This window comes from Janthinobacterium rivuli, assembly GCF_009208735.1.
Taxonomy (GTDB): domain Bacteria; phylum Pseudomonadota; class Gammaproteobacteria; order Burkholderiales; family Burkholderiaceae_D; genus Janthinobacterium.
In genome coordinates this window covers 122,428-146,438 of record NZ_WFLJ01000018.1, presented here as the reverse complement: position 1 = coordinate 146,438, position 24,011 = coordinate 122,428, and the positions used below count along the sequence as shown (strand labels likewise).

25 protein-coding genes are annotated in these 24,011 nt (G+C 62.9%); 7 read left to right on the top strand and 18 right to left on the bottom strand.

Features of this window, described 5'->3' with window-relative positions; all coding sequences use genetic code 11:
• Positions 1-230 precede the first annotated feature (230 nt).
• Complete coding sequence (locus GCN78_RS22730; protein WP_035825427.1) at positions 231-971, top strand: GntR family transcriptional regulator; 741 nt, start codon at positions 231-233, stop codon at positions 969-971.
• A gap of 193 nt (positions 972-1,164) precedes the next feature.
• Here the strand turns inward: GCN78_RS22730 and GCN78_RS22725 are convergent, their stop codons facing one another.
• The 10 genes from GCN78_RS22725 to rpsP form a co-directional block, all read right to left on the bottom strand.
• A complete protein-coding gene (locus tag GCN78_RS22725) occupies positions 1,165-2,622 on the bottom strand; it encodes a carbon-nitrogen hydrolase family protein (RefSeq protein WP_152253720.1) in 1,458 nt (485 codons plus the stop codon).
• Between the two features lie 2 nt (positions 2,623-2,624).
• Positions 2,625-3,443: an AraC family transcriptional regulator gene (locus GCN78_RS22720; RefSeq protein ID WP_152253719.1), complete on the bottom strand. Its 819-nt coding sequence runs from the start codon at positions 3,441-3,443 to the stop codon at positions 2,625-2,627.
• A gap of 78 nt (positions 3,444-3,521) precedes the next feature.
• A complete protein-coding gene (locus GCN78_RS22715; protein WP_152253718.1) occupies positions 3,522-3,971 on the bottom strand; it encodes a CBS domain-containing protein in 450 nt (149 codons plus the stop codon).
• An 82-nt stretch (positions 3,972-4,053) separates the two neighbouring features.
• Positions 4,054-4,389 carry a DUF3579 domain-containing protein gene (locus tag GCN78_RS22710; protein WP_029496213.1) on the bottom strand — a complete coding sequence of 112 codons (336 nt, stop codon included), beginning with the start codon at positions 4,387-4,389 and terminating at the stop codon, positions 4,054-4,056.
• A 225-nt stretch (positions 4,390-4,614) separates the two neighbouring features.
• Entirely contained in the window at positions 4,615-5,574 is a 960-nt protein-coding gene (locus tag GCN78_RS22705) for a CobD/CbiB family protein (RefSeq protein WP_152253717.1), read from the bottom strand.
• A gap of 97 nt (positions 5,575-5,671) precedes the next feature.
• On the bottom strand, positions 5,672-6,331 hold the full coding sequence (locus GCN78_RS22700; RefSeq protein ID WP_152253716.1) for a CoA pyrophosphatase: 660 nt from the start codon (positions 6,329-6,331) through the stop codon (positions 5,672-5,674).
• A gap of 78 nt (positions 6,332-6,409) precedes the next feature.
• Positions 6,410-6,793 carry a 50S ribosomal protein L19 gene (gene rplS / locus GCN78_RS22695; protein WP_010395528.1) on the bottom strand — a complete coding sequence of 128 codons (384 nt, stop codon included), beginning with the start codon at positions 6,791-6,793 and terminating at the stop codon, positions 6,410-6,412.
• 134 nt (positions 6,794-6,927) lie between these two features.
• Entirely contained in the window at positions 6,928-7,674 is a 747-nt protein-coding gene (gene trmD, locus GCN78_RS22690) for a tRNA (guanosine(37)-N1)-methyltransferase TrmD (protein WP_152253715.1), read from the bottom strand.
• Between the two features lie 50 nt (positions 7,675-7,724).
• Positions 7,725-8,282, bottom strand: a complete 558-nt coding sequence (gene rimM / locus GCN78_RS22685; protein ID WP_058051091.1) for a ribosome maturation factor RimM — start codon at positions 8,280-8,282, stop codon at positions 7,725-7,727.
• 13 nt (positions 8,283-8,295) lie between these two features.
• Positions 8,296-8,547 carry a 30S ribosomal protein S16 gene (gene rpsP / locus GCN78_RS22680; protein WP_076567307.1) on the bottom strand — a complete coding sequence of 84 codons (252 nt, stop codon included), beginning with the start codon at positions 8,545-8,547 and terminating at the stop codon, positions 8,296-8,298.
• Between the two features lie 288 nt (positions 8,548-8,835).
• On the opposite strand from rpsP, the gene GCN78_RS22675 reads away from it, so the two are divergent.
• A complete protein-coding gene (locus tag GCN78_RS22675; protein ID WP_152253714.1) occupies positions 8,836-9,270 on the top strand; it encodes an NINE protein in 435 nt (144 codons plus the stop codon).
• Positions 9,271-9,406: 136 nt separating this feature from the next.
• The gene (locus tag GCN78_RS22670) at positions 9,407-10,033 is read left to right on the top strand and encodes a glycine zipper 2TM domain-containing protein (RefSeq protein ID WP_152253713.1); all 627 of its coding nucleotides are present in this window, start codon (positions 9,407-9,409) and stop codon (positions 10,031-10,033) included.
• A gap of 140 nt (positions 10,034-10,173) precedes the next feature.
• Here the strand turns inward: GCN78_RS22670 and GCN78_RS22665 are convergent, their stop codons facing one another.
• The 6 genes from GCN78_RS22665 to GCN78_RS22640 form a co-directional block, all read right to left on the bottom strand.
• Positions 10,174-11,964 carry an acyl-CoA dehydrogenase gene (locus GCN78_RS22665; RefSeq protein WP_152253712.1) on the bottom strand — a complete coding sequence of 597 codons (1,791 nt, stop codon included), beginning with the start codon at positions 11,962-11,964 and terminating at the stop codon, positions 10,174-10,176.
• A 92-nt stretch (positions 11,965-12,056) separates the two neighbouring features.
• On the bottom strand, positions 12,057-12,989 hold the full coding sequence (locus GCN78_RS22660; RefSeq protein WP_034759881.1) for an electron transfer flavoprotein subunit alpha/FixB family protein: 933 nt from the start codon (positions 12,987-12,989) through the stop codon (positions 12,057-12,059).
• Positions 12,990-13,029: 40 nt separating this feature from the next.
• On the bottom strand, positions 13,030-13,779 hold the full coding sequence (locus tag GCN78_RS22655) for an electron transfer flavoprotein subunit beta/FixA family protein (protein WP_034759884.1): 750 nt from the start codon (positions 13,777-13,779) through the stop codon (positions 13,030-13,032).
• A gap of 243 nt (positions 13,780-14,022) precedes the next feature.
• On the bottom strand, positions 14,023-14,250 hold the full coding sequence (locus GCN78_RS22650; protein WP_010395510.1) for a sulfurtransferase TusA family protein: 228 nt from the start codon (positions 14,248-14,250) through the stop codon (positions 14,023-14,025).
• Positions 14,251-14,485: 235 nt separating this feature from the next.
• On the bottom strand, positions 14,486-17,098 hold the full coding sequence (gene alaS / locus GCN78_RS22645) for an alanine--tRNA ligase (RefSeq protein ID WP_152253711.1): 2,613 nt from the start codon (positions 17,096-17,098) through the stop codon (positions 14,486-14,488).
• 119 nt (positions 17,099-17,217) lie between these two features.
• Positions 17,218-17,676, bottom strand: coding sequence for a Fur family transcriptional regulator (locus GCN78_RS22640; protein WP_152253710.1), 459 nt, complete (start codon positions 17,674-17,676; stop codon positions 17,218-17,220).
• 158 nt (positions 17,677-17,834) lie between these two features.
• On the opposite strand from GCN78_RS22640, the gene GCN78_RS22635 reads away from it, so the two are divergent.
• Positions 17,835-19,904 (top strand): TonB-dependent receptor domain-containing protein, encoded by a 2,070-nt coding sequence (locus tag GCN78_RS22635; RefSeq protein ID WP_193316830.1) that lies wholly within the window; start codon positions 17,835-17,837, stop codon positions 19,902-19,904.
• An 89-nt stretch (positions 19,905-19,993) separates the two neighbouring features.
• Here GCN78_RS22635 and ugpQ read toward each other — a convergent pair whose 3' ends face one another.
• Positions 19,994-20,731 carry a glycerophosphodiester phosphodiesterase gene (gene ugpQ, locus GCN78_RS22630; RefSeq protein ID WP_152253709.1) on the bottom strand — a complete coding sequence of 246 codons (738 nt, stop codon included), beginning with the start codon at positions 20,729-20,731 and terminating at the stop codon, positions 19,994-19,996.
• A gap of 189 nt (positions 20,732-20,920) precedes the next feature.
• Between ugpQ and GCN78_RS22625 the strand changes: the two genes are divergently transcribed.
• On the top strand, positions 20,921-22,024 hold the full coding sequence (locus GCN78_RS22625; RefSeq protein ID WP_152253708.1) for a sensor histidine kinase: 1,104 nt from the start codon (positions 20,921-20,923) through the stop codon (positions 22,022-22,024).
• Positions 22,021-22,854 carry a LytR/AlgR family response regulator transcription factor gene (locus tag GCN78_RS22620; protein ID WP_152253707.1) on the top strand — a complete coding sequence of 278 codons (834 nt, stop codon included), beginning with the start codon at positions 22,021-22,023 and terminating at the stop codon, positions 22,852-22,854. Before GCN78_RS22625 ends, GCN78_RS22620 begins: the two co-directional genes overlap by 4 nt.
• A 5-nt stretch (positions 22,855-22,859) precedes the next feature.
• Here the strand turns inward: GCN78_RS22620 and GCN78_RS22615 are convergent, their stop codons facing one another.
• Positions 22,860-23,186, bottom strand: a complete 327-nt coding sequence (locus tag GCN78_RS22615; protein WP_152253706.1) for a hypothetical protein — start codon at positions 23,184-23,186, stop codon at positions 22,860-22,862.
• Between the two features lie 171 nt (positions 23,187-23,357).
• Between GCN78_RS22615 and GCN78_RS22610 the strand changes: the two genes are divergently transcribed.
• Positions 23,358-24,008, top strand: a complete 651-nt coding sequence (locus GCN78_RS22610; RefSeq protein ID WP_152253705.1) for a hypothetical protein — start codon at positions 23,358-23,360, stop codon at positions 24,006-24,008.
• Positions 24,009-24,011: the final 3 nt, after the last annotated feature.

The following is a 24,011-nucleotide window of genomic DNA, read 5'->3' as shown; positions in this document are numbered from 1 at the left end:
ACACTACCAGTTGCAACTTTTTTTTTATAACGTTGTTTGAATCACACAGACCACTTTATCCAAATCAATCCGTAGCCCGTATGCGCGGCTTAAATGCGGGGGAAGCCAGGCATAAATTGCTGGCTTGATAATTCAAATTGGTTTTATAACGGCCTTTTTTGGTATTATCCAGCGACACAAAACAGATACAGAGCGCGTCTGCAACGCGCCGTAACGGAGACCCTCAGCGTATGACAACCCTGGCTCACATCATGCAAGGCCTGGGGCAGACGAGTAGCCTGCCCCTGTACCAGCAACTGCAGCGCGCGCTGCGCGAAGCGATCGACAAGCGCATCCTCGGCCCCGAGGAAGCCTTGCCGGCCGAGCGCCAGCTGGCCAGCGACCTGTCCGTCTCGCGCATCACCGTGCGCAAGGCCATCGATGGCCTCGTCAACGAGGGCTTGCTGGTGCGGCGCCCCGGCTCGGGCAATTTCATCAATACGCGCATCGAGAAAAACTTCGCCAAGCTGACCTCGTTTTCCGAGGACATGCGGGCGCGCGGACGCACGCCGCGCAGCGTGTGGCTCAAGCGCGCGGAAGGCACCGTCACGCCGGAAGAGGCCTTGCGCCTGCGGCTGTCGCCGGGCGCGCCCGTGTACCGCTTCCACCGCATCCGCTATGCGGACGAGATACCGATGTGCCTGGAGTACGCGACCATCGTCGCCAGCTGCCTGCCGGCGCTTGATGCCGTCGACGTATCGATGTATGACGCGCTGGAACAGGCGGGCAACCGGCCCGTGCGCGCCTTGCAGCGCCTCAGCGCGCTTTTGTTGACGGGGGAACAGGCCAGCCTGTTGCAGGCGGAGGAAGGCGACGCGGGCTTGTCGGTGGAAAGGCTGGGCTTTTTGCGCGATGGCCGCGCCGTGGAATTTTGCCGCTCTTATTTCCGCGGCGATATGTATGATTTCGTGGCCGAATTAAGTACCAATTAATACCAACGGCCCGAATTTCTCAATACCAGATAACACCACTTATTGCACTGCAATATATATGCCGGCATCGCGCCGATATAAGCACGGCGGCGCTGCAATCATCGGCGGCGATTATGTGGCCGCCATGCGCAGAATATAAAAGCAGGCGGCGCGATGCGCTTTTGCGCATTGCAGCAAAAACTGGTGTTGCCCGTCATGGAGCGGGCACGGCGCGGCGGCCCAGGCACAGCAGGATCGCGCTCAGCGCCACGCACAGCCAGCCGAACAGCGGCCCCAGCCAGCCGGCCCAGGTGGAGACGGTCGGGTGCGCCGGCAGCGGCGCCAGCAAGGCGCTGCCCGGCATGGCGCTGCTGGACCGCTCCGCCAGCACCCGTCCATACGCATCGCTGACCGTCAGCATGCCCTCGCGCGCCGCGCGCAGCACCGCATAGCCGTTTTCCACGCCGCGCACGACGGTCATGCGCGCGCCCATCCAGGCGTCCAGCTGGAAATCCCAGGCCGGCACCAGCATCGTTTGCGCGCCGGCCGCGCCATACGCCTGCCCCAGGGGCGCGAAATGCATGTCCTTGCAAATGGCCAGGCCCATGGCCTGCCCCGCCACCGGCTGCACGGCATACGCACTGCCAGCAAGGAAATCGCGCTCGGGCGGCGCCAGATGGTGCTTTTGATAGCTGATGGGCGCGGCGCCATCGGGCGCGAACAGCCAGGCCAGGTTGCGCCGGCCGGCGCCGTCTTGCACGCCAAGCCCCACGGTGATCCACACGCCCGTGCCGCGCGCCAGCGCCTGGAAACGCTGCCGCACGGCGTCCGCCTGCGCGGGGGCCAGCACGGCTATCTTTTCCGGCAACAGCACCAGCCTGGCGCCCTGCCCGGCCAGTTGCCCGACATGGCGCGCGTACTGGTCCCAGATGGCTTGCGCGCGCGCCGGCGGCGTGGCCGGGCCGATAAAGTCATCGATGGCCACCAGCCCTGCCAGCGGCCCGCCTGGCGGCGGCGCACCATGGACGCGCCAGGCGCCACCGGCGAACGCGGCCGCCAGCAACAACACGCTCGTGCCCGCCGCTGGCGCATACGCGCGGCCGCCCGCCAGCAGCAAGGCCAGCGCGGACGGCGCCAGGCACAGCACAAACAACAAGCCAGGCACGCCCGCCAGGGCCGCCGTCTGCAGCACGGCGACGTTATCCGCTTGCGAATACGCGAGGCTGCCCCAGTTACCATCCGGCAGCAAGGCGGCCATCAAGGTATCGATGGCCACCCACAGCAAGGGATAGGCCAGCACCGTCCAGGACGCCCGGTAGCGCAGCACGAGGCGCCGCGTGGCCAGCACCACCAGCAGCCACAGCAGTGCCTTGACGAGCAGTACGGCCAGCACGGCCGGCAAGGGCATGAGCAGGCGGAAATAGGCAACGTTCGATGACAGGCCCAGCGCGGCGGCCAGGAACGTCATCCAGGCCGCATCGCGGCGCGACGAGCGCAGGGCCAGCCACAGCACGGGCAGCGGCGCGCACCAGGCCAGCCAACCCAGCGGCTGCGGCCCCAGCATCCAGTACAGGGGCAGGCCCGCTGCCAGCGCGGCGGCGGTTTGCAACAGGCGCTGGCGCAGCGCGGTGCCGCCGGCAAACAGGACCGGTGTGGACAAGGCAGGATTCATGTTCAAGCTTTCAAGGGGAGCCAGATTTCCACGCCGCCGATGCCGCTGGCGGGATCGAAATGCCGGTCATAGCGTTCGAAATCGGGCGCGTCGGCCACTTCCAGGCCGGACTGGGGCAGCCACTCGTTCCACACCGTATGCCAGGTGGCGCGGATGGTGGAAATATGCCCGCGGTGGTGAAACACGGCATAGCGCCGCGGCGCGATGCGCAGCCGCGTCCAGCCCTCTGGGGCCTGGGAAAAGTCGCTCACCGGCATGGCGCACAGGTAATCGAAATTGCCCGCGTCATCATTGTTGCAGCACACCCCATACAGCACTTGGCCAGGCGCCGCATGGGGCAGGAAGCGCTGCCACAGGGCGGGAATGCCGGCAGACGTTTCCGCGCGATAACGTTCAACGAGACCCGCCACCAGCAAGGCGGGCCCCTGCTCGAAACGGGGCGGTTCCAGGACCACGCCCGGCGCCACATCGATCTTGATGGCCTCCACCAGTGCGAGGTTGGCGACGTGGCGCTGGGCCCTTACCTTTTCCGGCGTGATCTGGAACTGCTCGCGGAAGGCCCGCGTAAATGCTTCATGGGAACTGTAGCCGGCCTGCAGCGCGACGGCGAGGATGTCTTGCGCGCCCTGCGCCAGCGCGCGGGCCGCCTCGCTGAGCCGGCGTGCCCGCACATAGCGCATCACGGAGTGGCCCGTGGCCAGGCCAAATGCGCGCGTCAGGTGACACGGCGAAGCGCCGCCCACATGGGCGATATCGCCGAGCGAGATATTCTCCGCATAATGCGATTCGATATACCAGAGTGCCTTGGCCAGATAGTGCATGAACGCTTCCCGTTGAACGAGCAGCGACTGTAGCATTTTCGGGGGAAGAGGATTTGACTGGAATTGCGCAATACGGGCTTACTTCCGGGTGCGCTTTTCGTGCACCAGCTGGCCACTGCTGATGCGGGCCAGCTCGGCCATCTCCTGAGCCAGGAAGGCCAGCAGGTCGTCGATGCTGACGACGCCGGAGAGCGCGCCCAGGCTGTTGACCACGGGAAGGCGGCGGATGCCGTTGACGCGCATACGTTCGATGATGTCGTAGACGTCTTCGTCTTCGCTGGCGGTGAGCAGCTGCGCGCTCATGATGTCGCCCACCAGCAGGCTGGCGGGGTCAAGGCCCAGGGCGATGACGGAAATGACGATGTCGCGGTCGGTGAGGATGCCGATGGGGACGCGCTCGCCGTTCGGCTGTTCGGCCACGATCAGGTCGCCCACATGATGCTGGCGCATCAGCAGCGCCGCTTCCTGCACGCTGGTGTCTCGCTGGCAATGGAAGGTTTGCAGGGTGCAGATGTCGCCGATACGCATGTCGCCACTCCGTTTGAGGCAGAGTGCCTACGCTACGCTGACCCGCCGTGGCGGGCTTTGCGCCAGATCAAATGAACGGGACTTACTTTTCTTCCGGCGGTGGCAGGAAGCAGGCTTCGACGATCTGCAGGTCGTTATCCTTGGCGAACTCGCGCACGAAGTGAAACGCCATCGGCTCGATCTCGCGCAACTTGGTGTTGACCACCACCGACTTGACGCCATTGACGACGGTCGGGCGCACGTAGGGCGAATACTGGAGGTGCGCATTGCGCCCGCCACCTTCAGGATTGAAACAGGACATCACTCCACAAAGGCGCTCGGCCCAATCGCTGGGTCGGAATTGCTTGCCATTGCTGGTGAGACCAAGGATGAAGAACTCGTCTGAGAGCTCCCCTGTTTTTTGAGATAACTCGGCCATGTGGCTTGTCGGGACTGGATTGCGTGAATGGCCCCGGCGGGTAAGCCGGGCTGGTAATTCAACTACGTTTGCTGCGGTAAGCCAGTATTATATCTTATAGAAGACTTGGGTTCTACCTCGATCTGCCCTGACGATGCAAACAGGGGCCGGCACGCCTTGCGCGCCAGCCCCTATTTTAACCTTGTTCCACGCGCAAGGCGCATGGATGGCGCGTGTGCGCCCGCGTCAGCCGAGGAAAACGGCGCCCGACATCAACAGCAGCAACAGCATCCACAGCAGCAAGGCGCGCCAGACCAGGCCGACCGTGCTCTGCAAAGCGCGCGCGCCCGGCTCTTCGCCTGGCAGGATATCGCTCTCGCTGTCGCTGTCGTCGACGGCCATGTCGGGGGTTACCAGCACGCGGGCCGCCGTTTCCGCTGGCGTGCCCAGGCGTACGCCCATGGCGCCGCCGCCGGCCGTCAGGATGATGCCGATGGCCTCGTCCTGCCAACGCTGGGCGAAATTGCGCCAGGCGTAGATGGCATCCTCGAAATTGCCGACCACGGCAAACGCCACAGCCGTCAGGCGCACGGGGATCCAGTCGATCCAGTAAAACGCGCGCGCGGCGAACTGGCCGAACGCTTCATTGCGCATGTGCTCGGGCTCGTTCCAGGCGCGCGCCAGGTATTCGGCCACGCGGTACATCACGGCGCAGGCAGGGCCCAGCGGCATGAGGAACCAGAAGAACACGCCAAACACATTGCGGTGCGTGGTGACCAGGGCTTTTTCCACGGCTATGCGGGCGATTTCGCTCGCTTCCATGCCCACCGTGTCGAGCTTGGTCCAATCGGCCAGCAAGTTGCGCGCCGTCGCTTCGTCGCCGGCGCTCAGGGCCAGCTGGATCGAGGTGAAATAATGACTGTAGTGACGGAAGCCCAGGGTCAGGTAGACGATGAGGACGTTCCAGGCAAAGGCCAGCAGTGTCAGCTGATAATGCTGCAAGAGCCAGTACACGCCTGCCGTCGGCACCATCAGCACGCCGATCATGAGGAACCAGCCCATGCGGCCATGGTTGGCGTGGCCGGCATTGAACCAGGTCTCCATGCGCATTGCCAGGCTCTTGATTTCGGCGTAGATCGGATTGTCCGCGCGCAAAGGTTTGAGCTGCTCGATCAGCAATGCGCAAAGTATGGAGAGAAATGTCATCAATGGTCCTTTTTGTCTTTTTCAGCAATACCGCAATGCCCGCTACGATAGCGCAGTGCAGTGCTGGAATCAAACTTATTACGTGCGGGGCACCATTTTACGCGCGCAAGAGGTGAAACAGATTGCGCAGCATGCCGGCGGTGGCGCCCCAAATGTAGAAGCGCTCGTACGGCATGGCGTAGAACGAGCGCCGTCCGCCGGGCAATTCCACTGACAGGCGCTGATGGTTGATGCCATCCATGAGGAAGGCCAGCGGCACTTCGAAGATTTCCGCCACTTCGGACGGATCGGCGCGCAGCTCGAACGGCGGCGTCACCAGGCCCACCACGGGCGTGACTTGGTAGCCGGTGCCCGTCAGATAGTCGGGCAGGCGACCCAGCACTTCAATGTGCTCGCGCGCCAGGCCCACTTCTTCTTCCGTTTCGCGCAAGGCCGTGGCGATGGGCGATGCATCGAAGGCTTCGCTGCGCCCGCCTGGAAAGCTGACCTGGCCCGCATGGCTGCTCAGGTGGTCCGTGCGCATGGTCAGCAAGATGGTCAAGCCCTGCGGGCGCTGCACCATGGGAATGAGCACGGCGGCGTGCACGGGCACGGCGCGGGCGGAAAGGAAATCCTGGGTGATCTCGGGCTGCCAGTCAGGTTGTTCGGCCAGGCGCCGGCGCAGCCAGGCGGGCGTCAGGCGCACGGCGTCCAGCGCCGCCTCGCCGGCGATCGAATCGATGGCGAGTTGTTTGGGATCAAATGCGATGGTGGCCATGGCAGCTTGCCTCAATAGCAATTCAGAATAAAAAAGGGGCGCCGAGAGGCACCCCTTTTCCCAACGCAGACGCTGATATTACGCGCTTGCTTTCGCCACAACGCGGCGATTTGGCAGTTTTTCTTTGATACGCGCCGATTTACCCGAACGCTCACGCAGATAGTACAGCTTGGCGCGGCGAACATCACCACGGCGTTTCACTTCGATCGAAGCGATCAGCGGCGAGTACAGTTGGAAGGTACGCTCAACGCCTTCGCCGGACGAGATCTTGCGAACGATGAAGTTCGAGTTCAGGCCACGGTTACGACGGGAGATAACGACGCCTTCGTAAGCCTGGGCGCGCTTGCGCGTACCTTCGACTACGTTGACGCTGACGATAACGGTATCGCCTGGTGCGAATTCAGGAATGGTTTTACCCAGACGAGCAATTTCTTCCTGCTCTAATTGTTGAATCAAGTCCATTTTTATAACTCCGAAAACCATCATGCCGGCGCACTGTGGATAGCGTACTATCCGCCCGGTAGAGGATGGGTATTACCAATTTGGGCAACATGCCCGGCACTGCAAGGCCACCCTGCTTGCCGTCCGAAAACGGCTTACAGGCTGGCCAGGAATTTTTCGTCGGCCTTGCTGAGCAAGCCGGCGGCGCGCGCACTGAGCAATAAATCAGGACGCTTGTTCGCGGTCGCTTCCAGCATGCGCTGGCGGCGCCACTTGACGATCTCGGCATGATTGCCACCCATCAAGACGGGCGGCACGGCCATGCCTTCATATGTTTCCGGCCGTGTGTAGTGCGGCGAATCGAGCAAGCCATTGACGAAGCTATCCTCGATGGCCGATGCCTCGGTGTTCAAGACACCCGGCAACAGGCGGATCACCGCATCCATCAGCGCCATGGCAGGCAACTCACCGCCCGACAGGACGAAGTCGCCGACGCTGATTTCTTCGTCGACGCAACGGTCCAGCAAACGCTGGTCCACGGCTTCGTAGCGGCCGCACAGGATCACCAAACCGGGTTCGGCTTTCAGCTGCGTGACGCGCTCGTGCGTCAACGGACGGCCTTGCGGCGACATGAACACCACGCGGGGCGCCGCCAGACCGAGGTCAAGCTGGCGTTGCTTCGCGGCATGAATTGTCGCTTCGAGGGGACGCGCCATCATCACCATGCCGGGGCCGCCGCCATACGGGCGGTCATCCACGGTACGGTGATTGTCGGTGGTGAAATCACGGGGATTCCACAGCGACAAGCCACATTTCCCCTGCTCGAAGGCACGCCGGGTCACACCCGACTGCGTCAGCGCGGCAAACATTTCCGGGAACAGGGTCACGACATCAAATTGCATCGCTCACCATCCTGCAACGTTTGCCCGGCGCATTGTGAAGCGCAGGCGGTTTAATAATCGAGGCCCCAGTCGACCGTGATCTTGTTGGCAGCCTTGTCAACGTTAATGACAAACTGGCCAACAAACGGGATCAGGCGCTCAGGCGCCTTTTCAACGGTCTCATCGGCAGTGGCGACGGGCGTAACGCGCAAGATCGACTGCGGACCATTGCTCATCATGTCGTGCACCGTGCCGAGGCACTCGCCTTGCAAATTCTCGACTGTCAGCCCGATCAGATCGGACCAATAAAATTCATCGGCCGTCAGCGTCGGGAAATGGCTACGCGGAATTTGTACAGAGACGCCTTTCAGCGCTTCTGCGGCATCCCGCCCGACCACACCCACCAGCTGGGCCACGACGTCGCCGCCGTGTAACTTCGCTTGCCTGACTTGAACATCATGCAAGGTCGGTTTATCAAACCACCAGGTTTTGACGCTTAATAATGCATCCGCGTCGTCGGAGAAAGGAGTGATCCTGACTCCGCCAGCAATGCCATAGGCACCGGAGACATAGCCTACCTGTACCAGGTCATCGGGGACTTTCACCCCGGATGCAGTCTTGACCGTCAAACCAGTGATCTAATTAAGCTGCTGCTTTGCCGTTGCTGGCAACCAGACGAGCAACGGTTGGCGACAATTGTGCGCCAACGCCTTGCCAGTAGGCCAGACGGTCTGCGGTGATACGCAGTGGAACTTCGCCACCTTGCGCCATCGGGTTGTAAAAACCGATACGCTCAATGAAGCGACCATCGCGGCGATTGCGCGAATCAGTAGCGACGATGTTGAAGAACGGGCGCTTCTTGGCGCCTCCACGAGCTAAACGAATAACGACCATAATATTTCCAAAAAGTGTGCTGAGGCGGAAAAAGCCGCAAATTATAGCGCGCTTTACCGCCAGGCAGCAAGCGTTATGATGACGGGCGTGTAATTTGGGCTAATCAAACATTATGACCAGTCATGGCCGAAGACGCAATAGGCGCGTGCGTCTATCGTGCCGCCGATGCCACGCCAGACCACGAATAAGGCGCGACAGCATCGCCTGCCTGCCGCAGGAAAGTGCTATCGTTGCGGCAGGCAATGACCGATACTGACAATCTTTACCGATGAGCAACTCTGGAGTCCCATGACCACCGCTACCATTTTGCAACAGTCGCACAAGAACAAGGCTTTCACGACACTGCTGGCCTTTCTGCTGGGCATGCTGGGCGCGCACCGCTTCTATCTGCACGGCGCCAAGGACCGCTGGGGCTGGCTACACCTGGCTGCCCTGCCCGCCAGCGTGCTGCTGCGCCAGCTGTTTCCCGAGGCCGACTGGTTTTACCAGATATTGCCGCTGACCGTGTCCGCCCTGGTCGGCTTCCTGGAAGCGCTGGTCCTGGGCCTGATGCCGGACGACAAGTGGGACGCGCGCTACAACGCCGCCTCCGGCCGCCTGTCGGACACGGGCTGGCCCCTGGCCGTGGTGCTGGTCGCTACCTTGATGCTAGGCGCAGGCGTGCTGATCGCCACCATGGCGCGCCTGTTCGACTTGCTGTACACGGGCGGCGCCTACGGTTGATTTCCTTGCGAGCATGCCATCCGATGGCGCCCGCCGCACGCACATGTAAGTGTTGGTAAGCAATCATGATTTTCCTCTATACTGCATTCACAATGCCGACATTACTGGCACATTTAACACCCCCTAGGAGAAGATCATGATTCGTCGCCCACTCATCCTCGCAGTCGCCATCACGGCCCTGTTCAGCACCTCCGCCTTCGCGCAAAACCTGTCGCCGAAGGCGCAATACGCCTACGATACGAAGCAAGCCAGCACGCGCTATGCGGACGACAAGAAATTGTGCGCAGAAGAAACCAGCTCGAAAGCCCGCATGCAATGCCTGCGCGACGCCAAGGGTGAATACGACCAGGCCATCATCAACGCCAAGGCCGCGCAAAAGGCCGGCAACTCCTACGCCAGCCAGCCTTCCAAGCAGCCGCAGCACCAGATCTGCGCCGATTGCGGCAAGGTGCTGGCAGTCAACGTCACTGAAAAAGCGGGCGAAGGCGGCGCCCTGGGCATGATCGGCGGCGGCGTGGCCGGCGCCCTGCTGGGCCGCCAGGTGGGCGGCGGACGCGGCAAGGACCTGGCCACTCTGGCCGGCGCCGCCGGCGGCGCTTTCGCGGGCAAGCAAGTCGAAGGCCACATGAAAAACAGCAAGGTGTGGACCGTCACCGTGCAATACGAAACGGGCGCCAAGGCCGATTTCGCGTTTGACCAGGATCCTGGCCTGGCCGCTGGGGACCTGGTACGCAATTCCGGCAATGGTATTGCCAGAAGATAAGCCCAACCCAAGAAAGACCGGGGTCGTACCCTCAGGGTACGACCCCAGAATTTGCTTTGGGGCTAAAAAAGAAAAAGCGCTGGAGAGTGATCTCCAGCGCTTTTTTGCATTCAGCCAGCTTCCGCTGGCCAATTTTCAACTTAAAACTGCTCTTCCGACAAGGCCATCACGCCGGCGCTGCCGTCGATGATGGTGGCGCGCAAGCCCGGTGCTTGCGACAGGATGTGGTCGGCAAAGAAGCGCGCCGTGGCGATTTTTGCCTTGTAGAACGAGGCGTCGCCGCTGCCTTCTCCCAGCCTTTGCTGCGCCACCACGGCCGCGCGCGCCATTTGCCAGCCGCCCAGCACGATGCCCGCCAGTTTCAGGTAGGGCACGCTGCCCGCGAAGACGGCCTTGATATCCGTCTTCATGTTCGCCACCACATACTCAACTACCGCTTCCAGCGCGGCGCTGCCTTCGGCCAGGTGGCGCTGCATGGCCTGGAAGTCGGCGCCGGACAGTTCGCCCAGCTGGGCTTCCGTGGCGCGCACCTGGGCGATGATGGCTTTTGCCACGGCGCCGCCGTCGCGCACCGTCTTGCGGCCCACGAGGTCGTTCGCCTGGATGGCCGTCGTGCCTTCGTAAATGGTGAGAATCTTGGCGTCACGGTAATGCTGGGCGGCGCCCGTCTCTTCGATGAAACCCATGCCGCCATGCACTTGCACGCCGTCGCGCGTGACGTCCTGCGACATTTCCGTGGCCCAGCCCTTGATCACGGGCACCAGGTATTCATAGGTGGCCAGGCTTTCCGCGCGCACCTCGGCATCCGAATGGTGGTGCGCCACGTCGCTGATGGCCGCGCCCACGTAGGCCAGCGCGCGCGCCGCCTCCGTTTGCGAACGCATCGACATCAGCATGCGGCGCACGTCCGGGTGGTGGATGATGGAGACCGGGCCAGGCGAACCGGTCAGGTCGCGCGACTGCACGCGGTCCTTGGCGAACGCCACGGCCTGCTGGTAGGCGCGCTCGGCCAGGCCGATGCCTTGCAAGCCCACGCCGAAGCGGGCCGCGTTCATCATGATGAACATGTATTCGAGGCCGCGGTTTTCCTCGCCCACCAGGGTGCCGATGGCGCCGCCGTGGTCGCCGAACTGCAGTACAGCCGTCGGGCTGGCCTTGATGCCCAGCTTGTGTTCGATCGACACGCAATGGGCGTCGTTGCGCGCGCCCAGGCTGCCGTCGGCGTTGACGAGGAATTTCGGCACGATGAACAGCGAGATGCCTTTCACGCCGGCGGGCGCGTCCGGCGTGCGGGCCAGCACCAGGTGGACGATGTTTTCCGCCATGTCGTGCTCGCCATACGTGATGAAAATCTTCGTGCCGAAGACTTTATAGGTGCCGTCATCCTGCGGCACGGCGCGCGTGCGCACGGCCGCCAGGTCGGAACCGGCTTGCGGCTCCGTCAGATTCATGGTGCCCGTCCACTTGCCGGAGACCAGGTTTTCCAGATACGTGGCCTTCTGTGCGTCGCTGCCGGCAGTCAAGAGCGCCTCGATGGCGCCATCCGACAGCAGGGCGACCAGGGCGAACGAGATGCTGGCCGAGTTGAGCATTTCAATGCACGGCGTGGCCAGCAGCTTGGGCAAGCCCTGGCCGCCGAACTCCGTCGGATGCTGCACGCCCTGCCAGCCCGCTTCGCCATACGCCTTGAACGCGTCCTTGAAGCCTTTTGACGTCGTGACCTGGCCATCGTGCCAGAAGCTCGGCTCCTTGTCGCTGGGGCCGTTCAAGGGGGCCACCACGCCGCCGCAGAACTTGGCGTTCTCTTCCAGCACGGCTTCAGCCGTGTCGGGCGTGGCGTCTTCGCAGCCAGGCAAGGTATGGATTTCGGCCAGGCCGGCCAGTTCGTTCATCACGAACAACATGTCTTTCAGCGGGGCTTGATAGCTCATCTTCTTTTCTCCAAGAAAAAAGCCACGCGCGGCTCGCCGTGTGGGGCGGGCCGGCGTGGCTTTGTCAGTAACAAAACCGGAAGGGGTGCGACTTAACCCAGTTCTTTGACCAGTTGCGGCACGATCTCGAACAGATCGCCCACGATGCCGTAGTCGGCCACGGCAAAGATCGGCGCTTCCGGATCCTTGTTGATGGCGACGATGGTCTTCGAGTCTTTCATGCCTGCCAGATGCTGGATCGCGCCCGAGATACCGACGGCGATGTACAGCGATGGCGCGACGATCTTGCCCGTCTGACCCACTTGCCAGTCGTTCGGCACGAAGCCGGCGTCGACGGCGGCGCGCGAGGCACCCATGGCGGCGCCCAGCTTGTCGGCCAGCGGCTCGAGGATGTGGAAGTTCTCGGCCGAACCCATGCCACGGCCGCCCGACACGATGATTTTCGCGGCGGTCAGTTCAGGACGGTCGGACTTGGCCAGTTCGCGGCCCACGAAAGCCGATTTGCCGGCGTCGGCAACGGCGGCGACGGTTTCCGTGGCAGCCGAACCGCCGGTGGCGGCAGCGGCGTCGAAACCGGTGGTGCGCACGGTGATGACCTTGATCTTGTCACCAGATTGCACGGTGGCAATGGCGTTACCGGCGTAGATCGGGCGCTCGAAGGTGTCTGGCGAATCGACCTTGGTGATTTCCGAGATTTGCGCCACGTCCAGCTTGGCGGCCACGCGCGGCAGGATGTTCTTGCCGTAGGCGGTGGCTGGCGCCAGGATGTGGCTGTAGTTGCCGGCGATGGCCAGCACTTGCTCGGCCACGTTTTCGGCCAGGCCGTCGGCGAAGTATGGCGCGTCGGCCACGATGACTTTCGTCACGCCGGCGATTTGCGCGGCGGCAGCGGCGGCAGCCGATGCGTTCGAACCTGCGACGAGCACGTGCACGTCGCCGCCGCACTGGGCGGCCGCGGTCACGGTGTGGTGGGTGCTGCCCTTTAAGGTAGCGTTGTCGTGTTCAGCAATAACTAATGCGACCATGATATGTCCTGTAATTGTTCTGGAGTGACGGCAAAGCCGCTTAGATGACTTTGGCTTCGGTACGCAGCTTGGCGACCAGGGTAGCGACGTCCGGGACCTTGATGCCGGCCGAGCGCTTGGCTGGCTCGACGACTTTCAGGGTCTTCAGGCGTGGCGCGACGTCGACGCCCAGGTCTTCCGGCTTGACGGTCTCGAGCGGCTTTTTCTTGGCCTTCATGATGTTCGGCAAGGTCACATAGCGTGGCTCGTTCAAACGCAGGTCGGTGGTGATGATCGCTGGCAAGGTCAATGCCAGGGTTTCCAGGCCGCCGTCGACTTCGCGGGTGACGGTGACTTTGCCGTCTTCCAGCACGACTTTCGAAGCGAACGTGGCTTGCGGCCAACCCAGCAGGGCTGCCAGCATCTGGCCGGTCTGGTTGCTGTCATCATCGATGGCTTGCTTGCCCAGGATGATCAGTTGCGGCTGCTCTTTCTCGGCCAGGGACTTCACCAGCTTGGCCACGGCCAGCGGTTCCAGTTCGGTCGTCGTTTCCACCAGGATGCCGCGGTCGGCGCCGATGGCCATGGCCGTGCGCAGGGTTTCCTGGCACTGCGTCACGCCGCAGGAGATGGCGACCACTTCAGTGACCTTGCCAGCTTCTTTCAGGCGCATCGCTTCTTCCAGCGCGATCTCATCGAAAGGGTTCATCGACATTTTGACGTTGGCGGTATCGACGCCAGTGCCGTCACTCTTGACGCGGACTTTGACGTTATAGTCGACCACGCGTTTGACGGGTACCAAGACTTTCATAGCTATGCCTTTGGGAAATTATAAAAATGACGGATCAAGTGCTGATTGTGCGTTCGATTATAAGAGAAATTTGAATCCTGAACCGAATTTAAGCACGATCGTGCGATTTTTTGTTAGAGCAATCCATCTAAACTGTCCAGCTTTGAGGATTTCAGGGGAGGCCGCCGCTACGCTGCAGGGCAGCAAAAGAGCCGGCATGAAAAGGAAAACCAGGCCGCTCCACGGCGGCCCCGGCTGGCAGAATTATTTGCGTTGCATCAGGAAGACGAATTCGGTACCCGTCTGCACATGCGACAGCAGGGCATTGCCCGTTTGCTTGGCGAAAGCCTGGAAGTCGCGCACGGAACCGGGATCGGTTGCCATGATACGCAGCACTTCCCCGCTCTGCAGCTCTGACAAAGCCTTTTTCGCCTTCAGAATCGGCAAGGGGCAATTCAAGCCCCGCGCGTCGAGTTCTTTGTGAAATTCCATAATCTCGGTATCAAGTAGTGTGTCGCTCATCATCAATATCCCGCCATTTTTGTTGTACTGATTTTCGACATACTACTCTAAATCAGGGGCATTGACGCGCTGCACCAAAATAGTTCATCGGCTGTTGTGGTGTCACAACGAGATTCCACACGGCAAAACGGCCCGCAAACATCGTCTGCGGGCCGTTTTCAAGGGGCTGTGGGGCGAAAACCCCGCATGTCCTCTAGCTTACGCCTTATTTCGCGCGTTCGCCGACCCAGGCCGGCACGCCAGCCAGGGCGTTCGCCAGACCGCTCGGATCAGTGCCGCCCGCCTGCGCCATATCGGGGCGTCCGCCGCCTTTTCCGCCCACTTGCTGTGCAACGAAGTTCACCAGCTCACCCGCTTTGACCTTGCCAGTCGCATCCGCCGTCACGCCGGCGATCAGGCTGACCTTGCCGTCAGCCACGCTGGCCAGCACGATGGCGGCCGTCTTCAGCTTGTCCTTCAGCTTGTCCATGGTTTCGCGCAAGCGGGCCACGTCGGCACCATCCAGCACGGCCGCCAGCACCTTGATGCCGTTGACGTCGACGGCTTGCGTGACCAGTTCATCGCCCTGGCCCGAGGCCAGTTTCGATTTCAGCGCGGCCAGTTCCTTCTCCAGCGCCTTCACGTGATCCTGCACCTGGACGATGCGGGCGGTCAGCTCTTCCGGCTGCGCCTTCAGGGCGTTGGCCGCTTCGACCAGACGGCGGTTGATGGTTTGCACCAGCGCCAGCGCGCCCTCGCCCGTCACCGCTTCCACGCGGCGGATGCCGGCGGCCACGCCGCTTTCGCCGATGATCTTGAACAGGCCGATGTCACCCGTGCGCTGCACGTGGACGCCGCCGCACAGCTCTTTCGAGCTGCCGATGTCGAGCACGCGCACTTCGTCGCCGTATTTTTCGCCGAACAGGGCCATCGCGCCATGCTTGACGGCATCGTCAAACGACATCAGGTGCGCTTGCGTGGCGCGGTTTTCCAGGATCTCTTTATTGACGATGGTTTCCACCGCGGCGATTTGCTCGGCCGTCATCGGCGCATTGTGGCTGAAGTCGAAACGGGTTTTATCGGGATCGACCAGCGAACCCTTTTGCGCCACGTGGCTGCCCAGCACTTCGCGCAAGGCCTTGTGCATCAAGTGCGTGGCCGAGTGGTTGCGGATGGTGCGCGCGCGCTTGGCCGTGTCGACTTCGGCCGAGACGGCGTCGCCCACCTTCAGCACGCCCGACTCCAGCACGCCATGGTGGCCAAACACGTCGGCCTGGATCTTCAAGGTATCGCTGACGGCAAACGTGCCCGCGCCCGAGGCGATCACGCCCTGGTCGCCCACCTGGCCGCCCGATTCCGCGTAGAACGGCGTGGTGTCGAGCACGACGATGCCCGCTTCACCGGCTTTCAGTTCAGCTACCTGCGTGCCGGCCGCGTACAGCGCCACGACCTTGCTGCTGAACGTCAATTGATCGTAGCCGACGAAGGTGTTTTTCTCGCCCGTGTACTCGACCTTGCTGTCCTTGTGCGTCTTGCCGCCCTTGCGCGACAGCTCCTGGCTTTCCTTCAGGGCCGCGTCGTAGCCGGCCTGGTCGAACGTGATGTCGCGTTCGCGGCAGATGTCGGCCGTCAAGTCTGGCGGGAAGCCGTAGGTTTCGTACAAAGTAAACGCGGTGGCGCCGTCGATGCCCGTGCCATCCTTGGCCAGCTGCGCTTCCAGCACTTTCATGCCCGTTTCCAGGGTTTCGCCGAAACGCTCTTCCTCGGCTTTCAGCATGTTGGCGACGTTGTCTTTCGCTTCTTCCAGCTCTGGATAGGCGCCGCCCATCTCGATGGCCAGATCGGCCACCAGCTTGTAGAAGAACGGTTTAGTCTGGCCCAGCTTGTGGCCATGGCGCAGGGCGCGGCGGATGATGCGGCGCAGAACATACGCGCGGCCTTCGCTGCCTGGAATGATGCCGTCGACGATCATGAAGGCGGCGGCGCGGATGTGGTCGGCGATCACGCGCAGCGACTTGTTTTCCAGGTCCGTGGCGCCCGTTTCGCGCGCGGCAGCCTTGATCAAATGCTGGAACAGGTCGATTTCATAGTTCGAATGCACGTGCTGCAGCACGGCGGCCAGGCGCTCCATGCCCATGCCCGTGTCGACGCATGGCTTCGGCAGCTTGTGCATGACGCCCGCTTCGTCGCGGTTGAATTGCATGAACACGAGATTCCAGATTTCAATGAAACGGTCGCCGTCTTCGTCAGGCGAGCCCGGCGGGCCACCTGGAATATCGGCGCCGTGGTCGTAGAAGATTTCCGTGCACGGACCGCATGGGCCCGTGTCCGCCATCTGCCAGAAATTGTCGGACGCGTAGCGCGAACCCTTGTTGTCGCCGATGCGGATGATGCGCTCGACGGGCACGCCGATTTCCTTGGCCCAGATATCGTACGCTTCGTCATCCTCGATGTACACGGTGACGGTCAGCTTATCAGCCGGCAAGCCATACACCTTGGTCAGCAGTTCCCACGCGTATTGAATCGCGTCGCGCTTGAAATAGTCGCCGAAGCTGAAGTTGCCCAGCATTTCAAAGAACGTATGGTGGCGCGCCGTGTAGCCGACGTTTTCCAGGTCGTTGTGCTTGCCGCCGGCGCGCACGCAGCGCTGCACCGAGGTGGCGCGCGTGTACGGACGGCTGTCCGTGCCCGTAAACACATCCTTGAATTGCACCATGCCGCTGTTCGTCAACAGCAAGGTCGGATCGTTGCCTGGCACCAGGGAGCTGGAACGGACGATGGAATGGCCCTTGGACTCGAAAAATTTGAGGAACTTGTCGCGGATTTCAGTTGATTTCATGTTTTTTTGGCAAAGAGTGGCGGCAGCTTTAAAGGGAAGATTATACGTGATATGGGGTGCGGCAATGACGGGTGGGCAGGGCATTGTTGCGCCCGTGCCAACATCGACAGCCGGCCAGCTCAGGCCGGGTCGTGGCCGCTGGCGCAGGCGTGCACAGTGGTGGCAACTACGGCGCTCCCCGCTGTGGCCGTGGCCCCGGCGGCGGCATTGCAGTCGGCGCAGCGGCCGTACAGGGTCAGTTCGTGGCGTTCGACGACAAAGCCTTGCGGCGCCATGCGCTTCAAGTCGCCCGGGCAATCATGCACGTCGAACACGCGCTGGCACGTGGTGCACTGGAAATGGTGGTGGTGGTGATTGGCGGCCGTGTTCGACTCATAGCGCGGGTTTTCACCCGGCAAGGTCACCACGTGCACCTTTTCTTCCAGCACCAGCGACTTCAAGTTGCGGTAAACGGTGGCGATGCCCAGCTGCGTCACTTGCAAGCTGGCCTGTTCGAGGATTTCCTGCGCCGACAAGGGGCGCTGGGCCGACTCGATGGCGGCTTGAATGGCGGTTTTTTGACGTGTTGTGCGTTCCATAGCCGACAGAATACACCATCCGTCTATATGTACCGTCCGGAAAAACTGTCACACAGTAATGATAATGGGTTATCATTATCATCTTCTGGCAGCCACCCCATCCGGCAATGGCCTGCCCTGACCCGTCAAACCGATCGCCGATAAAGGAATTCTTGCCCATGTCCGTCCGTCCTCACCAACCCACTCCCCTCGCGCTGGCCATCATGCTGGCCTTTGCCGCCCCTGCCAGCGCCCTGGCGCAGCAGGCGACCACCTTGCCTGCCGTCACCGTCTCGGCCAGCGCCCTGGCCCTGGGCAGCGACGACATGAGCACGCCCGTGACCGTGCTGGAAGGCGAGGAACTGGTGCGCGCCCGCGAGGCGACCCTGGGCGAAACCCTGGCCGGCCAGCCCGGCATCACGTCCAGCCATTTCGGCGCCGGCGCCAGCCGCCCCATCATCCGCGGCATGGATGGCCCGCGCGTCAAGGTGCTGTCCGATGGCGCCGAGGTGCAGGATGCGTCGACCATCAGCCCCGACCACGCGGTGGCGGCCGAACCCATGCTGTCGGAACAGATCGAAGTGCTGCGCGGCCCGTCCGCGCTGGCGTATGGCGGCGGCGCCGTCGGCGGCGTCGTCAATGTGATCGACAAGAAAATCCCCACGCGCGTGCCGGCCAAGGGCTTTGAAGGCAGCGCGGAAGTGCGCGCCAACTCGGCCGCGCGCGACAAGGCGGGCGCCTTTGAAGTGACTGGCGGCTCCGGCAACATCGCTTTCCACGCGGAAGGCGTCAAGCGCGACGCGAAAGAATACAAGGTCGGCAGCGGCTGGGAAGGCGGCTCCAGGGTGGCCGGCAGCTACAACAAGACGGACACGGGCAGCGTGGGCGTGTCGTGGGTGGGACAGCGCGGCTTCCTGGGCCTGGCCTTCACCAGCCAGCACGCGGAATACGGCTTGCCCGGCCACAACCACGAATTCGAAAGCTGCCACCCGCACGGCACGCACCTGCATTGCGGCGGCCATGAAGGCCACGGCCACGGCGATGAGGAAGAACACGACCATGACCACGAACATGGTGCCGTTCCCTACGTGAAACTCAAGAGCGAGCGCTGGGACGTGCGCGGCGAATTGCGCGATCCCGTGCCCGGCTTCGCCAAGCTGCGCCTGCGCGCCGCGTTCACCGACTACAAGCACGATGAAATCGAAGGCACGGAAATCGCCACCACCTTCAAGAACAAGGGCCATGACGCGCGCCTGGAAATGGAACACCATCCCGTCTTCGGCTGGCGCGGCGTGGTCGGCCTGCAAACGTCGAAGCGCGATTTCTCCGCCCTGGGCGAGGAAGCCTACGTGGCGCCCACCGTCACCAAGAAACACGCGGCCTTCCTGGTCGAGGAATACAAGCTCGACCAATGGCGCTTCGAAGCGGGCTTGCGCCACGAATGGCAAGACATCACGGTCGACAGCGCCACCTTGCAGGACCGCAGCGCCAAGGGCACGTCCGTGTCGCTGGGCGCCGTGTGGAAATTCGCGCCCCAGTATTCGCTCGGCTCGACCATCTCGCGCACGCACCGCCTGCCCAGCGCCGAGGAACTGTATGCGCACGGCGTGCACATGGCCACGGCCACGTACGAGCTGGGCAATCAAAACCTGGGCAAGGAAACGTCGAACAATATCGATTTGACCCTGCGCAAATACGCGGGCGCCACGACCTTCTCGGCCAGCGCCTATCGCAACAAGGTGGACAACTACATCTTCGGCTCCACCCTGGACAACCACGAAGGCTTCCAGCTGATCCAGTACGCCCAGCGCGACGCCACGTTTACGGGCGTGGAAGGGCAGATCCGCCAGCAATTGAACCCCATGTTCGGCGCCAGCGTCTTCGGCGATTACGTGCGGGCCAAGCTGGCCGACGGTGGCGCGGATGGCAACAATAACTTGCCGCGCATCCCGGCCCAGCGTGTTGGCGTGAAGTTCGACGCCAACTGGCAGGCGTGGAGCGGCGTGGCCGAGTTCTACCGTGTGGGCAAGCAGGACAAGGTGGCAGCGTTCGAGACGGCAACGCCCGGCTACAACATGCTCAACCTGTCCGCCAACTACGACACGCGCATCGGCACGACGCCAGCCCAGTTCTACATCAAGGCGAACAACCTGACGAATGAACTGGCGTACAGCCACACCTCGTTCATCAAGAATGCGGCGCCGTTGACGGGGCGTAACTTGACGGTCGGCATGCGCGTGACGTTCTAAGGATGGAAGCGTAGGTCGGCTTAGCGCGTGGCGCGTAAGCCGACGTTGCCACGGCACCACGAAGTCGGATTACGCTACGCTAATCCGACCTACGCCTTGATCAGATCGATCCTGTCGGTACAAAACCCGTCCACACCCCAGGCCAGCAGCTCGCTGGCCCGTTCCGGAGTGTTGACGGTGTAGCAGAACAGTCCCAATCCCTCCCCTTTGACTTCCAGCGCCAGCGCGCGCGTCAGCTGCTGGTGATCGCAATGAAGCGCCACCACGCCCAGTTCCCTCGCCGTCCGCGCCCAGCCATCCGGTATCTGTTCGACCAGCCAGCCGCGCGCCAGTTCCGGCGCCGCCTGGCGTGCCGCCTGCAGGGCGGCGATGCTGAATGACGACAGCAGCGGCAGCAATTCGCCGGCGGCAATTTCCTGCGCAAAGTAATCGCGCGTGGCGCGCGCCACCACCGTGCCGGTCTGCACGTCGAAGCCGGGTGCCGGCTTGATTTCGATATTCATCCAGATGCGCTGCGCCTTGCAATACGCCACCACGGCCGCGAAGCTGGGCACGCCCTCGCCCGCGAATGCGGGGCCGAACCAGGCGCCCGCCTCCATCGCTGCCAGCTGCGCGGCCGTGTAGGCGTTGACATGGCCGCTGCCGGCCACGGTTCGGCCCAGCTCGGGGTCATGCACGACGACGGGCACGCCGTCGGACGCCAGCATGACGTCGAATTCCACGGCGCGGTAGCCGTAGGCCAGGCCGCAGCGCAGGCCGGCCAGGGTGTTTTCAGGCGCCAGGGTGCCGCCGCCGCGGTGCGCCAGGGTGCGTGGATAGGGCCACATGGGGTTTCCTTTATTGCCAATAATTTGTCGATCAAGCCAGGTTTGCCATACTATCGCGTACAGCGGCCGGCATGCAAAGGGCGCGATCCCCCGATTGGCGCCGCCTGCGCCGCCTTTCGTCGCAACGCCATTGCACGCGCGCCTATCTTCGCCGACTATTGCAACATTGCAAATCTGAAAGCTACTCGCATGCAGACCACCGACACCGTTGCGCGCAAGGCCGGCTTTCCCTACCGGCGCCTGCTGGCCGACGCGCGCTATGCATTGTTGCTAAATGTGCTATGCGCCGTCTTCATCACCTACGTGCTGAGCGGTGGGCAAAGCTTCTGGCTCAACCTGCTTGCCTCCATGTGCATCGGCGGCATCGTCTTCCTGCTGATCGACGGCATCCGCCTGGCCTACTGGGGCGAGCACCGGCGTGCGCCATGGCTGCCTTTCAGCATCCTCGTCATCGTCAGCGCCGCTGTGGCGCAGGTGGCCGGCACCATGCTGTTCGGCTGGCTGGCGCATATCGACGTCCCCGCACCCACCGCCATGTCGCCACGCAATATCGGCATGACGGTTTTCACGCTGGCGGCGGCGGGCGCGGCCATCTTGTTCTTTGCCAGCCGCGAAAAGATCAATCGCCTGCAGGCGCAGGCGGCCGAGGAAAAGGCCCGCGCCGAGTCCGTGGCGCGACAGGCCATGCAGGCCCAACTGCAGCTGCTGCAGGCGCAGATCGAACCGCACATGCTGTTCAACACCCTGGCCAACCTGCAGGGCCTGATCAGCTTTGATCCGGAGCGCGCCCAGTTGCTGCTCGACCAGCTGATCCAGTACTTGCGCGCCACACTGAGTTCGTCGCGCGCCGGGTCCACCACCCTGGAGCAGGAATTTTCGCTGATGCAAGCCTACCTGGGCCTGATGTCCATCCGCATGGGCGCGCGCCTGCGCTTCACGCTGGACTTGCCCGAGGCCTTGCGCCATGTCAAGGTGCCGCCCATGCTGCTGCAGCCGCTGGTGGAAAACGCCATCCAGCACGGCCTGGAACCGAAGATCGAAGGCGGCCACGTCCACGTGCAAGCCTCGACGGACAGCGGCGTGCTGATGCTGACCGTCAGCGACGATGGCCTGGGCCTCGACCATCCGGGCCAGACCAAGGGCACGCAGCTGGGCCTGGCAAATATCCGCGAACGCCTGCGCGGCATGCATGGCGATGCCGCCAGCCTGTCGCTGGCCGCCAACCATCCGGCCGGCGCGACGGCCTGCCTGACACTCCCCCTTCCACCCACCACCACGAGCCCCACGCCATGACCAGCCCTAGCCCACGCGCCCTGATCGCCGAAGACGAACCGATACTCGCCGCCGCCCTCGCGCATGCCTTGCAGCGGCTGTGGCCGGAACTCGACATCGTCGCCACCTGCCCCAATGGCGTGGACGCCTTGCGGCAAGGCCTGGCGCTGCGGCCCGACATCCTGTTCCTCGACATCAAAATGCCAGGCAAGACGGGCCTGGAGGCGGCCGAGGAGCTGGCCGAGCAGTGGCCCGCCGACACGCCCTTCCCGCACATCGTGTTCGTCACCGCCTACGACGACTATGCGCTGGCCGCCTTCGAGCACGCGGCCGCCGATTACGTGTTAAAACCCGTCAACGATGCGCGCCTGGGCAAGACGGTGGAACGCCTGCGGCAGCGCTTGCGCGACAGCGCGACAGCAACCCCAGCGCCGGATGCCACGCTGGCGCCGCCAGCCGGCCCCGCCGGCGACGACAACATGGCCCGTCTGCTGAACCAACTGCAAGCCATGCTGCCACCCGCGCCGCGCCTGCAAATGATACGAGCCGCCGTGGGCAACAGCGTGCGCATGATCGCCCTGGCCGACGTCGTGTATTTCGAGGCGCTGGACAAATACATCAACGTCGTGTGCCAGGACAGCGAAGCGCTGATACGCACGAGCCTGAAAGAGTTGCTGCCCCAGCTGGACCCGCAACAATTCTGGCAAATCCACCGGGGCACCATCGTCAACGCCAGCGCCATCGCCACGGCCGTGCGCGACGACGCGGGCAAGCTGTCGCTGACCCTGCGCCAGCACCCGGCGCAACTGCGCGTCAGCCCTTTGTATGCACATCTGTTTCGCCAGATGTAGCACGCCTAATGCAGCTGGTGCTTCAGGTCCGATAATTCATCGTGGACCTTGAGCACCGCGCTCTTCATTTCCGGCGTCACGCTGGACGCCGTGCCGCACGCCCGCTTGGCGCGGTCGCCCAAGGACTCCATCTGGTCGACGGCTTGCCGGATGCGCGCATCGTCTCGCGTGTCGATCGCTTGCCGCACGGCGCTCGTTTGCTGGTCCAGCTGCTTGATGCAGTCCTTCAAGTCCATGGGCATGCCCTGCTGCTTGCCACACAGCTGGGCAGCGTGGCCGATCGCGTGTTCAATGGCGCCAAAGCGCCGTGCCACTTCCTTCAGTTGCATCATGATGCGTCCTCCCCTGTATCAGGAATTGGATCGTCAAGACGGCACAGGGTTCCCCGCCAGCGGCCATGGCGTCAGAATTTCCACGTGGTACTTTTTTGTAAGCGCTTGTGACATTTTAGACAATTATCAAATCCTTCAGATACATTGGCGTACCTGAACCACCATGCCACCATGACCTCGTTGCCACCCCTGCCCCGCCGCGCTCCCGGCCTGCTGCTGATCGTCCTGCTGCACGTGGGCTTCGCGTATCTTGTCCTGCAATCGCGGCCCCGCGTCCCCACGGACGAGAATCTGCCGCAGGGTCCATCCATCACCTGGCTGCGTCACACGCTCCCGGCGGCGCCCAAGCCGGTACCCGTTCCGTTGCCCAGCACAAAACCAGCCGCCGCGCGCCCGCCGCGCCTGCCAGGGCCGATGTCCATCAGCAGGTCCTTGCCGCCACCCGCCGTCGAGCAGATACCCGCGCCAGCGCCAGCAACGCCGCAAGCGATCACGCTCGTCGCGCCACCGAGCGCGGCCGCCATCCTGGCGCAAGCCAAGCGCGACGTGGGCAAGATCGACAGGGATTTGCGCAAGGAGTTCCCGCAGCGGGGAGAACAAAAACTCGAGGACACCGCGTTCAAACGCATGCAGCAAGGCTTTGCCGAGGCCTACGCCGCCGTGCCGCCGAAATGGTACGAGGCGTCAAAAATCGAGGAAGTGGGCGCGAACGAGGCCAAGGGCAGCCGCACGTATAAAATCACCAGCGCGCTGGGCACATTGTGCGTGACCACGCGCGCCGGCAAGAATGGGGAAACGATGATCGGCAACTGCCCCAAGTAACGG